The sequence below is a fragment of the Geobacter benzoatilyticus genome, assembly GCF_017338855.1.
Lineage (GTDB): Bacteria > Desulfobacterota > Desulfuromonadia > Geobacterales > Geobacteraceae > Geobacter > Geobacter benzoatilyticus.
This window is the reverse complement of sequence record NZ_CP071382.1, coordinates 1,767,608-1,780,418: the sequence shown is the minus strand read 5'-3', so window position 1 is coordinate 1,780,418 and position 12,811 is coordinate 1,767,608. Positions and strand designations below refer to the sequence as shown.

Here is a 12,811-nt window from a genome sequence, read left to right as displayed (position 1 = left end):
ATTTCATCCTATTTATTATGGCAGGCCAGACACATGGCGCTGCCCGTGTTATCCCGAACCAGGAACGGTCTGAGTGCGTTGTTGCCACCGCTCCCCGTAGGCAACCCGTCATAACCAAGCCCTGAATCCACATGGGGATCATGGCAGGTGGAGCACTCCATCCTGTCCCGGTTAGGGCCAAAGAATCTCAGTCCGGCACTTCTGGCACTCTCTATGGCATTAAGCGCGGCAACCCCTTTTTCGCTCTGTGCCGAGGCATAAGAGAAGGAAATGGGATGGTCGTCCATGAGGTTGCTGCCGGCAAAGCGCGCATCCCCGTCGATTCCCGTCTTCCCCAGGTTCGCCCGGTAGGGAGTGCCGAACACCGTGATCTCCATTGCCAGGGCCTGATTGTTGGGGTTCTCGGCATTGTAGTATCCCCATCCGGCGAAATTGAGTACCTTCCTGCCGCCGTCTGCGGGTTGGGCATCGATACCGACATCACCGTTATGAATCACGTTGATTGCTGTCCTGCCATCATGACAGGAAAGACAGAGGAGCGATTCAGGGCCCGGCGCCGTTGCCCCCTTTGCCACACTGGAGAGGGTGGACGATGAGGTGTACATGTTGAACGCCTGGGTCGGATTCACCTTGTTCCAGAGGGGTTGGGCCGGTTCGGCATGGTGGGGTGTATGGCAGAAGATGCAGACCTGGTCCGTATCGTCACTGTACCAGTGCCGGTCTATGGTGGCGCCTTCCGGTACGGCACTCGACAGGTTATGCACCGTCCAGCGTATGTTCTGGTTGCCAGCGTTCACAATAGCTCCCCATGCCATGAATGCCGCCACTGCCGTTGTTATGAGAAGAAATCTTTTCATTCCGTTGACCTCGTTGCGTGTAGTCCGTTACGCCTTGTTGCGTCCTGCATTCAACTCCGAGGGAGTCTACCAGCTCGGCATGCCGAGGGCCTTTCTCATGATAAGTATTGCGTCAACCAGGTCTATGACGCCGTTCGGTTTTGCTTTCCCCTGATAGAGCGGGCCGATGTCGCCATGGGACAGATGGCTGGTGGTTGCCGCCGTCTGCCGGGTGAATATCCTGAGTGCCTGGAGCACGTCATGGATCGTCACCTTGCCGTCACCGTTCACGTCGCCATCGGGCACGTTCACCACCAGGCTGCGAAGCGTGCTGTTGCCGGCAACGTCAGTGGCGCGCACGGCAAGGGATTCTGCATCATACCCGCCCAGTTCAAGGGCCGCGCTCCAGGTCTCGCCATTTACGGAAACCGTACCGGCGGAACCGTTGCGATCCTCAACAGTCACGGCGGCACCCGCTTCCACCGTGCCGGTCAGGGCTGACGGGTAAGGGGTGTTGACCGGATCGAGCGTCAGGGCCGGCGGAGTCTTGTCATAGGTCACCGTCCGCGTCACGCGGCTCGCGTTGCCTGCGGCATCTGTGGCTGTCAGGGTTATGGCATAGGCCTTCTCTTCGGCGAAGGTGGCCGCCAGGGTATACGAGCCTTCCGTTACGGTCACGGCAACAGGCGTGCCATCCACATCGGCAGAAAGCGTCACCGGGCTCGGATCGGTGAAGTTGCCGGCAAATCCCAGGGTTGCCTGATTGGTGACCATATCCTGGCTCGGGGTGCTGATTACAAGTGCCGGAGTGTCGATATCGTAGGTCACGGTCCGCTTGACGGAACTGACGTTACCCGCCAGATCGACGGCGATGACGTCAATGGTATTCATACCCGGTTCGAGGGGAACATCGGCGCTCCAGGAGGTGCCGTCCATGCGGGCTGCGAGCCCGGCAACCGTGACGGGAACCGCCTCATCGACAGTGCCGCTGACGGTCACCTGGTCGGCGGTTACGTAGGCGCCTTCAGCAGGTGCGATAAAGGTTACCGTGGGCCGGGTTCCATCGAAGTAGATGGTCCGGATATCGGTGGACACGTTCCCCGCCAGGTCAACCGCCGCCACCATAATGACGTTGGCGCCGGTCTCCAGGGTAATCGCAGTGCTGTAGGAGCCGTTAACGGGAACAACCGGCTGACCGTTGAAGGCAACCGCGTCGAGGTTGGCATCGGTCACAACCATCTGAATGTTCTGGACCTGCCCGCTGGTATAGCTGCCGTCCGGCAGGGTCGATACGGTGATTGCCGGCGGAGTCGCGTCGAGGGTCGTTGTCGCGGTCACTGTCGTGGCAGCGCTCTGCGCCTTTTCAGCCTTGACGGCAATGGCGTTGGCACCGGCAACGAGGGGCAGACGATAGCTCCAGGTATTGCCGAAGACCAGGGCCTTGGCACTGGTGCCCGTGGTGGTGTTGGTAACGGTCACGACAGATTCGGGGTCAACCAGGCCGGAGAGCTGATGATAAGCATCGGTCGTGAAAACGGGGAGCGGTTCCATGGTCAGCATGGGCGCCGACTGGAGATAACTTACGGTTAGCGACTTCGTGGTTGCGTTATTTGCCGCATCGCGTGCCGTGACCGTAATCGTGGAGCCACCCGGCGCGAAGCCGCTCAGGGTCGCCTGCCAGTTAGTGGAGGTCGGGAACGAGATCGGCCCAACCGTCGTGGAACCGCCGGCGGCGATGGTCATCTGGGCACCCGCCTCAACAGTACCGGAAACATCAAGCGTTGCCGTCGTGAAAGGCGATATGACCGGGGCAATGGTAAGGGCCGGCGGAATAGAGTCAACCGCAATGCCGCCGCCATCGATGCCGTACATGGTCAAATTGCCGAAGCCGTTCACAACCATCAGGCGGCCGCTTGCCTGATCGTACCGGACGTCGGAGGGGACCATGAGCTTTCCGTTGGCCGTTCCGTAGCCGCCGATGTAGGAGAGGAATACCGGGGTAGCTGCTGGATCAATGGCCTGCACGTTGCTCTGGAAGGTATCAACCACATACATCCGCTCAAGAACCGGCTCCGGATCGTTGGAATACTCGAACGAGACACCCTGCGGAGCCGTAAACTTAAGGGGACCGGAGCCCAGGCTTCCTATCGTTCGCTTATAAACACCGGCTTTGTCAAAAAACTGAACCCGCCCGGTCCGGGTGTCAACAACCGCCACTTGTTTCGATACTTTTTCAAAGGCAATGCCACTGGGAGTCGAGAACTTGCCGGCAGTGGTACCGAAGGAACCGAACTTGCTCATGAACTCGCCGGCGGCGTTGAATAACTGCACACTGTTATCGAGGCTGTCGACCACGTAGATGGAGCCATCGTCATCCACCGCAATGCCGTTTGTCATTTTGAACTGGCCCGCGCCCATCCCGAGCTTTCTGGTTTCTTCACCGGCGGAGTTAATCATGGCCACTGAGGTTCCGAACCCCACAAGCAGGGTACCGTCAGAGGCAACGGCAACCCCCTGGGGAGACTCAGCAACCTTAATGGTCTGCGTTAAATGACCGAGTGAATCATATTTAAGTACCGCCCTGGAAAGGGAATCGGTCACATACACGTTACCCAGGGAATCCGTGGCCACCCTCAACGGTGAACGAATTCCATCCGTTAGGGGAGACTGAATCTCCACTGTCGGCACCGGGGCGGCAAACGTCACCGCTACCGGCGAAATAACCAGACACGCCAGGGAGACAGCAACTGCCACCATTCGTTTCGGCGATCTGAATAACATGGTAATGCCTCCGCAATTTTGTACAGATAACCGGTTTAATCCGGGTCGGATTCTCATCCGTCTGATACTTTTTCAATCTCTTAAGAGCAATAACGATGCCAAACCGACGGTGAATCAACCATTTGACACACCCACCCCGGCAAACGGGCGCACGATTCCCCAAGGATCAGATCTCCAGCGCCCTAATCCGTTGCCATGACTAGCTTTCCAGCGGGTCCCGGCAATGAATCGGGGCCACCTATGACGGTTTATTGACAGATACAGGAAGAAAATATTCGGGAATTCACGGGAAGGGACGTTCCCGGCGGTCCGCAAGAACCGCCGGATTCCGTCATATGGCAAAATATCGGAATGAGAAGGGGAATTATTTCAGGTAACCGAACTTCTTCATCCGGTAGCGGAAAGCATCGATACCGAGGTTAAGCTTACGGGCGGCTTTTGACTGATTCCACTCGCTGATTTCGAGGGCTTGCCGAATCAGCTCCTTCTCCACCTCTTCAATATCGACCCCATCGGGGGGAAGCTTGAATACGGCGAGCCCCGAGGACTGGGATGACGCCTTGGCGACGATCTCCAGGGGCAGATGCTCAAGAAGAAGCGTTTCCTCGCTGCCGAGGATTATGGCTCTCTCGATCACGTTCTTCAGCTCCCGGATATTGCCGGGCCAGTGGTAGTCGAGAAGAAGCTTCTCCGCCATCTTGGATATGCCGGTAACATGCTTGTTGAACTCGACATTGAATACTTCAATGAAGTGATTCGTAAGGGTGAGGATATCTTCCCGCCGCTCGCGCAGGGGAGGGAGGAAAATGGGGATAACCTGGAGCCGGTAGTACAGGTCATTGCGGAAGGTCTTCTCTTCGATGGCTTTGAGGAGGTCGCGGTTCGTGGCGGAAATGATCCGAACATCCACGGAAAACGATTTGGTGCCGCCAATGCGCCGGAACGTCCGCTCTTCCAGAAAACGCAGGAGCTTTGCCTGCATTCCCAACTCCATGTCGCCGATTTCGTCGAGAAATACGGTCCCCCCCTCTGCCAGTTCGAAGAGTCCTTTCTTCATGACCTTGGCATCGGTGAAGGCGCCTTTCTCGTGGCCGAAGAGCTCGCTCTCAAGAAGAGTTGCCGGAACAGCCGCACAGTTTATGGCGACGAACGGCCTCTCGGCCCTGGAGGAACGGTAGTGAATCCACTTTGCGACCAGCTCCTTGCCCGTACCCGACTCGCCCTGGACGAGAACGGTGGACGCATCGCTCTTTGCCACCTTTTCCATCATGTCGAGCACGTTCTTCATGTGACGGCTCGAACCGATAATGTCGGGGGTGCCGAATTTCTTCGCCTGCTCGCACCGCAGCCTCTGCACCTCGCGGCGCAGATCGGAGGTTTCCAGCGCCTTGCGGATTACAATGGCCATTTCATCGAGATTGAAGGGCTTGTTGATATAATCGTAAGCCCCAAGCCTCATGGCGTGGACCGCCGTCTCAAGCGCTCCATGGGCCGTGACCATGATGACCAGAATCTCCTCGTCATGCTCTTTAATCTTTTCGAGGACTTCCAGGCCGCTTATTCCAGGCAGCTGAATATCAAGCAGAACCAGGTCCGGCTGCTCCTCACGGACAATGCGCAGGGCATCTTCGCCATTCCCGGCCGAAACCACCTCGTAGCCCTGCTTTTTAAGATTCTGCTCCAGGGACCAGCGAATGAGATGCTCGTCATCGACAACTAAAATCCTCGTTTTTCTCACGTCTGCTCCTTTATCGCATTGAAACACTTTCGCAACATCATGTTGCCGGAAAGATACAGAAGTTGAACGCCGGTCGCCAGGGAAAACCAGCTTGATCCGAACCGATTACGGCTCATCCTCCATGGGGTGAACCGGAAGATCAATGGTGAACATGGTCCCCTTGCCGTCCTCGGAGGTAACGGTAAGCGTCCCGCCATGCTGGGTAATCAGCTTGTGGCAGATGGCGAGCCCCAAACCGGTCCCCTGTGCTTTGGTTGTAAAGAAGGGGGTAAATATCTTGCCGATAATCGGCGAAGGGATGCCGGGGCCGGTATCGGCGATGGTGCTGCGCACCCAACGCTTTCCGTTGCGCTCAACCAGCAGGCTCTCGACGGTGAGCGTCCCACCGTCCGCCTCCATTGCCTGAACCGCATTCAGGATGAGATTCAGGAAAACCTGCTGCACCTGTTTGGGATCGACAAAGACTCCGGGGAGTTCATCAGCCAGGTCCAACCGCTTCTCAATGCGTTTTCCACCCTTGTGCTGGAGGGCAAAAAGAAGCGTTTTGCGCAAAATGCCGTTGATATCAACAAGAGCCGGTTCCGGCGGAGCCGGCTTACCGAAGAAGAGGAGGTCGTTCACTGTCTTGTCGAGACGGTTCACCTGCTCGACCACCTCGCCGATAATCTCCTTGCGGGGGTCGTCGTCGGGAAAATCGTGGCGGATAATGGTCATGGCCGCCGAAATACCCGCCAGCGGGTTTTTAATCTCATGGGCGATACCTGCCGCCATTTCTCCCACCGAAGCAAGACGGTCGGCCCGCTCCATTTGCTGGAAGTGATACTCTTCCAGCTCCATTTTGGCCTTGTCGAGCTTGCCGACCATGGAATCGAAACTGGCGATGAGTCGGCCGATCTCGTCGTTGGCCCGGGGAGTCATGCGCACCGAAAGATCCCCCTCCTCCACCCGTGCCATATTGTCGACAAGGTTGTTCAGGGGCTGCCGGACACATCTGATAATGACAAGGAAAATTGCCGCAGAGGAAAAGAGGATGACCGCCATGGCGGAAAAGATGGAGAGTCTCGTCGCCTCCATAATGCGGCGATTGGTTTCCGCAAGGGAGTAGTTGACGTTCAAAACCCCGACAAGTCTCCGCTTGGTTCCGTGGCAACGCTGGCACGGAGGATCGTTGTAAATCGGCTCTATGACACTGAGAACATCGCCAAACGAAGCGTCGGCAATGACTCCTTCCTTGCGGCTGTTGATGAAAAGCTGGTATTCCCCATCGGGAACCGGCAGCCCCAACTCCTCGAGCCTTGACGAACGGAGAATTACCCCCTGGGGATGAAAAATCCTGACTCCCACCAGCTTATCGTGGCTACGCCCCACCATCTGCAGGATGAACTGCACATCCTGGGTGTCGCCGATACTCATTGATTTGTAGATGCTGCGTTCGATGGAATTCAGGAGTGTGTGGCTGTTTTCGCGGGCCGCATTGATGAGCTGCCGTCTCTCCCGCGTGAGATTGATATAGGTGAAGGTGCCGATCCCCACTGACAGGAGAGCTACCAGTATGACAATGACTCTCGTTGTCAAACTCTTTAAGATCAACCTGCCTCCGGGATAGTGGACGCCGGGAAAACGGCAACGGCACTCGCTATTATCAATATATGTCCGGCACCCCCGAACAAGGGCTCAGCAGAACCGACACCTACGGCGCGGCTGATACGGCGGAACCGACGGGAGAAGCCGTCCCGATCGCGCCGGGAGAGGAAATGTCAACTGCTCCGGCCGGGGGCGAAACGGCCTCGGGAAGACCGAACACCCACTCTTTGTACTTCTTCTTCTGTTCGAGAAGAATCAATTCCTCGTCGAAGTTACCCTGCTTGAAAGGTTCTTCTTCCCCGACAACGTGAACCCCTATGATTCCCTGCTGGGCGTTTCGGACCACCTCGAATTCCTTGCCGGTAAAAGGATCGATATAAAGCCGGCGCAGATAGCGTTCCTTACCCAACGAACCGGGGTCCTTCAGGAGATCTTCCAACTCGTTCAGGGGGCGCCGTGACTTTGACGTCGTTTTGAGCGGCTTTCCCTCAATCAGATCATACTGGTGCCAACGGCGAATGGCACGCTGATATTCAAGACCGCGGAAGAGGAGTTCCGTCTCCCGCTCCCGCTGCATCTTCGTTTTCCACGTCTGCCCGGAAATTCCGAGCATAATCCCCATGATCATGATGATTATGAGGGCGGCGATGTAGGTAAAACCGGCGGAGGAAGTCAGAAAAGAAGTGCGAGGTGGCGAGGGAGCGAGGGAGCGAGGGAGTAACCCCTTGATATCCTGGCAGAGCGAGACTGTCCCACTATAAGCGCTCCTTATCTGTCTCACGCCCCCTCTCCACCACCTGGCCACCATTACTACCTCACTACCTCACAATCTCGCTACTTGCCCCCTCACTACCTCGCTACCTGCTCCCCTTGCGGGCGATAATCTCCCGGGCAGCCTCGGCAAGATCAGCCGGCATGAGTCCGAAGTACTTGAGGAGTTCTTCCGCCTTGCCGGAGGTACCGAAACGGTCGTTGAGACCGACCCGCTTCATGGGGGTGGGACAGTGCTCGCCGAGGAACTCGGCCACGGCGCCGCCCAGACCGCCGACGATGGAGTGCTCCTCGGCAGTGACGATGGCGCCGGTCTCCCGGGCCGCCTTCAGCAGAATCTCACCGTCAAGGGGCTTCACGGTGGCCAGGTGCACCACCCGTGCGGAAACGCCTTCCGCTTTCAGGGCCTCGGCCGCAGCCACGGCCTGGCCGGTCATGAGGCCGGTGGTCACGAAGGTCACGTCCGTGCCGTCGGCCAGCTGAACCCCCTTGCCGATCTCGAAGGGGACATCCTCGGGCGTAACCGTCGGCACCTTGTTGCGGCCGAGCCGCACGTAAACCGGCCCCTTGTACGCGGCAGCCGCACGGATCGCCCGGCTGGTTTCCGGGCCGTCGGCCGGGACGATGACGGTCATGTTGGGGACGGCGCGCATTATGGCAATGTCTTCCACCGACTGGTGGGAGCCGCCGTCCTCGCCAACGGTGACGCCCCCGTGGGTTGCGACGATCTTAACGTTGGCTCCGGGATAGGCCACCGACTGGCGCACCTGCTCCCAGGCCCGGCCCACGGCAAAAATGGCGAAGGTCGATACGAAGGGGATCTTGCCGGTTGCGGCAAGGCCTGCGGCGGTGCCGACCATGTTGGCCTCGGCGATACCCATGTTGAAGAAACGCTCGGGGAACTTCTTGGCAAAGGTGGAAGTCTTGGTGGAGCCGGAAAGGTCGGCGTCCAGGACGACGATGCTATTGTTCTCCTCACCCAGCTCCGCCAGGGTCTGACCGTAGGCGTCGCGGGTGGCGATCATGGTGCTCATATGGAAATCCTTTCTGTTCGTTTGCGTAGGGGTTGCAGTCCCGAGGGCTGCGGATTTTGCGCCGGATCGTCGCACCCGCAGGAGAGACTGCGGAGGCGTAGCAGCGCTACGCCGCACAAAGGAGCGACGAGGACGGCGGCGAGCCGGTGTGAAAGCCGCAGCCCTACCCTACAGGTAGCACTGCTCACCCAGGCACTCCAGGGCCTTGGGAAGTTCCTCGTCGCTGGGGGGCACGCCGTGGTACGAAGCCTTGTTCTCAAAGAACGAAACCCCTTTGCCCTTGACGGTGCGGGCAACGATGACCGTCGGCCGTCCCTTGGCCGTCGCGGCGTTACCGAGGGCCTCAACAATGGCCCCCATGTCGTGTCCGTCGATATCGAGCACGTTCCAGCCGAAGGCCCTGAACTTATCGGTAACCGGCTCCACCGCCATGACATTGGCCACTTCGCCGTCGATCTGGAGACGGTTGACGTCCACCAGGGCGCAGAGGTTGTCCAGCTTGTAGTGGCCGGCGGCCATTGCCGCCTCCCATACCTGTCCCTCCTGGAGCTCTCCGTCCCCCAGCAGGGCATAGACGCGGCTTGCGCTTCCGTCCAGGCGAAGCCCCAGGGCCATCCCGTTGGCCATGGAAAGTCCCTGCCCCAGGGAGCCGGTGCAGACCTCGACCCCGGGGGTCTTTTTGCTGTCGGGGTGCCCCTGGAGGTGGGAGCCCAGGCGCCGCAGCGTCATGAGATCTTCCTTGGGAAAGTACCCCGCCTCTGCCAGCGCCACGTAGAGGGCCGGAGCCGCGTGGCCCTTGCAGAGAACGAAGCGGTCCCGCTGTGCCCAGGCCGGATCGGCCGGGTTGTGCTTCATTTCATGAAAATAAAGGGCGGTAACCATGTCCATGGCCGAGAGGGAGCCGCCGGTGTGACCGGACTGGGACTTGTGCAGAGCCTTTACGATGTCGGCCCGGAGCTTCCGGGCTTTCTCCTGGAGTTGGGCAATTTTTTCGCTGTCCACGATATTCCTTTCCGTGCTGATATTCTCATTTATCGTCCGTCAGGAGAAAATCTAAAATGACCTCGTCGAGACTGGACGCTTTTTCCTGTGTTTTGGCTGGAGACTGCGGAGGAGGGGGAGGAACGGCCCGAGGCGCGGCGGCAGGTTTCGGAACGGGCGGCACCGGCAGTACAGGCCGTACTTCCGGAACAGGTGGAGATACCGACGCGGGGCTCGGGGAGGGGAAAGCACGGGCGTCGAATTCCCCGTTCTTGAGCCGGCGGAGCATTCCCTTATGCTGCTCTTTCATGAGCTCTTCCACCACGCGCTCAAGGTTGTCCACCTTGATGATATCGGCATAGCTCGTTTTCCGGGAGGCGATAATCGCCCCTTCCCGGTAGATCAGGGTAATGATGTGGGGGTTGGCGATTCCGCTGTCCTCGGTCTGGACATGGAAAACCTCTCCCTTGTACATTATATTGTGATTGAATCCGACGTTCATGGGCCCCTGTCCGCCAAATGACGTAACCGGTTAAAACTACCACGGATGCCCGGCTGTTGCAAGGACTAAATACTTTACAAAATCAAACAGTTACAACTACTTTTCAAGCAAGGCCTTGATCCGCGCCACCGCCTCCATGGCATCCCGGGCGTAGAGGTCGGCGCCTATCTCATCGGCATACTCCTGGGTCACCACCGCCCCCCCAACCATGGTGAACGTCCGGATGCCGGCATCCTTCAGCCGTGCAATGACGTTCTCCATCTCGGTCATGGTGGTGGTCATGAGCGCCGATAGCCCCACCGCATCGACGTCAAGCTCGCGGGCCTTCGCCACGATCCGGTCGGCGGCGACGTTCTTGCCGAGATCGATCACCTCGAAACCATGATTCTCCAGAAGCGTGCAGACGATGTTCTTGCCGATGTCGTGGATATCCCCCTCCACCGTCGCCATGAGAATCTTCCCCCTGCTCGCGGCGGGAGCCCCTTTCATGACATCCTTGAGCCGGCCGAAGGCCGCCTGCATGGTCTCGGCCGACTGCATCACCTGGGGGAGAAAGACAAGGTTATTCTCGAAGCGCCGTCCCACCTCCTCCAGGCCGGGGAGCAGCCCCTCGTTGCTCACCTGGAGCGGTTCGAGCCCCTGCCCCAATGCCTCTTCCACCAGGGCCGCGGCATTTTCCCTGTCGCCGGTGATGACCGCCCGCTTCAGCCGCTCCCGTATGTCGAGGGCATCGCCGGTCGATGCGGGTTCAGCAACGGCGGCAGCCGTCCCGGCATAGGCGGCGATGTAGGCGGCGGCTCGCGGATCACGGTTCAGAAGCACCATGGCCGAGCGCCATGCTGCCATCATCTCCTCTTCCTTGGGGTTTACGATGGCGGCGTCGAGCCCCACTGCCAGGGCCATGGCGAAGAAGGTCGACGAAATGAGCGGCCGGCGCGGAAGCCCGAAGGAGATGTTGCTGACGCCAAGAACGGTGCCGCAGCCGAGGGATTCCTTCACGAGCCTTATCGCCCGCAGGGTCTCCATGGCCCGCTTCTGTTCGGCGCTCACGGTGAGTGTCAGGCAGTCGATAATCACGTCGCTGCGGGGAATCCCGAAACGCTCCGCAGCGGCGACGATCCGCTCCGCCACGGCCAGCCGCCCCTCCGCCGTCTCGGGGATGCCGGTTTCGTCCAGGGCCAGGCCGATGACGGCGGCGCCGTATTTCTTCACCAGCGGCAGCACCCGCTCGATGCTCTTCGCTTCGCCGTTGACGGAGTTGACGAGCACTTTGCCGTCGGCCGCCTTGAGCCCGCGCTCCAGGGCTGCCGGATCGGATGAGTCGAGCACCAGCGGCACGCCGGCGCTCCCGGTCACGCAGAACACCGCCCGCTCCATGGTGGCGGGCTCATCGATGCCAGGGGTGCCGACGTTCACGTCCAGCAGATGGGCACCGGCAGCCACCTGCTCCATGGCCTCGCGGCGGATTGTGGAAATTTTCCCGTCCCGCAGCTCCTGGGCAAAGGCCTTCTTGCCGGTGGGATTGATCCGTTCGCCGATGATGGCGGCAGGAAGCCCGCCCCCCACGGCGACGACACCGGTGCGGCTCGACAGATAGGTGACCCCCGCCGCGGGGCCGCAGTCGCGCCATGACTGGTCGCGGCCCGCCAGGGCATCCTTGATGGCCCGGATGTGGGCAGGCGTAGTGCCGCAGCAGCCGCCGATAACCCGCACGTTCAGCTCCAGCATCCGGTCGTGGAAGGCGGTCATGTCGTCGGGGGTGCCGGGGAAGACGGTCTGTCCATCCACCAGCTTCGGAAGCCCGGCGTTGGCCTGGGAGATAAGGGGAAGCCGCGTCACCCCCCGCATGGCCCCCAGGACACCGCAGATGCCGTCAGGCCCCAGACCACAGTTGGAGCCGACGATATCAGCCCCGGCCGCAGCAAGGGTTACGGCCGCTGCTTCCGGAGAGGTGCCGAGCACCGTGCGCCCTTCATTATCGAAGGTGAGCTGGGCGATGATGGGGATTGTGGGAGATAGCTCCCGGATGGCGATTACCGCCGCCCGGATTTCCTTGATGTCGAGGAAGGTTTCAAGGGTGATGAGATCGGCCCCGGCTTCGATGAACGCCGCGGCCTGCTCCCGGAAGAAGGCGGCCATGGCGTCGAAGGTCACCTCCCCCACCGGCTCCACGAAAAGCCCCGTCGGCCCCATGGAGGCTGCCACGTAAGCCCGGCCGCCGCAAACCTCTTTGGCGATCTCCACCCCCCTGGCATTGATCTCCCGCACCTGTGACTCCAGGCCGTAGTGCTCCAGCTTGGGGCGGGTGCCTCCGAAGGTGTTCGAAACGATGATGTCGGCCCCGGCCTCAAGGTATTCGCGATGGACGCCGGCCACCACCCCGGGCATGGTGAGGTTAAGCTCTTCCGGGGACTGGCCGGGGCGCAGCCCCCGCTCCTGGAGCATGGTCCCCATGGCCCCGTCCAGCACCAGGACCCGCTCTCTAATCGCTTGCAGGAAAGGTATTTTCATGGTGTCGTCACCTGTAATCAATTTTGTAGGGGCGAATCTCGTATTCGCCCTGAGTTGAATTCGTCCGGTCCTT

General features: G+C 59.7%; 9 protein-coding genes. All 9 read right to left on the bottom strand.

Features of this window, described 5'->3' with window-relative positions; all coding sequences use genetic code 11:
- Nucleotides 1–8: 8 nt before the first annotated feature.
- The 9 genes from JZM60_RS08410 to JZM60_RS08370 all read right to left on the bottom strand — a co-directional run bounded on the left by JZM60_RS08410 (nucleotide 9) and on the right by JZM60_RS08370 (nucleotide 12,738).
- Complete coding sequence (locus JZM60_RS08410; protein WP_207165351.1) at nucleotides 9–857, bottom strand: cytochrome c3 family protein; 849 nt, start codon at nucleotides 855–857, stop codon at nucleotides 9–11.
- 66 nt (nucleotides 858–923) lie between these two features.
- A complete protein-coding gene (locus tag JZM60_RS08405) occupies nucleotides 924–3,617 on the bottom strand; it encodes an Ig-like domain-containing protein (protein ID WP_207165349.1) in 2,694 nt (897 codons plus the stop codon).
- Between the two features lie 364 nt (nucleotides 3,618–3,981).
- The gene (locus tag JZM60_RS08400; RefSeq protein WP_207165347.1) at nucleotides 3,982–5,355 is read right to left on the bottom strand and encodes a sigma-54-dependent transcriptional regulator; all 1,374 of its coding nucleotides are present in this window, start codon (nucleotides 5,353–5,355) and stop codon (nucleotides 3,982–3,984) included.
- Between the two features lie 105 nt (nucleotides 5,356–5,460).
- Entirely contained in the window at nucleotides 5,461–6,945 is a 1,485-nt protein-coding gene (locus tag JZM60_RS08395) for an ATP-binding protein (RefSeq protein ID WP_207165346.1), read from the bottom strand.
- A gap of 100 nt (nucleotides 6,946–7,045) precedes the next feature.
- Nucleotides 7,046–7,720 (bottom strand): type II secretion system protein, encoded by a 675-nt coding sequence (locus tag JZM60_RS08390; protein WP_241426412.1) that lies wholly within the window; start codon nucleotides 7,718–7,720, stop codon nucleotides 7,046–7,048.
- 76 nt (nucleotides 7,721–7,796) lie between these two features.
- Nucleotides 7,797–8,744, bottom strand: coding sequence for a transketolase family protein (locus JZM60_RS08385; RefSeq protein ID WP_207165344.1), 948 nt, complete (start codon nucleotides 8,742–8,744; stop codon nucleotides 7,797–7,799).
- Between the two features lie 168 nt (nucleotides 8,745–8,912).
- A complete protein-coding gene (locus JZM60_RS08380) occupies nucleotides 8,913–9,746 on the bottom strand; it encodes a transketolase (RefSeq protein WP_207165342.1) in 834 nt (277 codons plus the stop codon).
- A 25-nt stretch (nucleotides 9,747–9,771) separates the two neighbouring features.
- Nucleotides 9,772–10,227 carry a hypothetical protein gene (locus tag JZM60_RS08375; RefSeq protein WP_207165340.1) on the bottom strand — a complete coding sequence of 152 codons (456 nt, stop codon included), beginning with the start codon at nucleotides 10,225–10,227 and terminating at the stop codon, nucleotides 9,772–9,774.
- Nucleotides 10,228–10,323: 96 nt separating this feature from the next.
- On the bottom strand, nucleotides 10,324–12,738 hold the full coding sequence (locus tag JZM60_RS08370) for a homocysteine S-methyltransferase family protein (RefSeq protein WP_207165338.1): 2,415 nt from the start codon (nucleotides 12,736–12,738) through the stop codon (nucleotides 10,324–10,326).
- Between the last annotated feature and the right edge of the window lie 73 nt (nucleotides 12,739–12,811).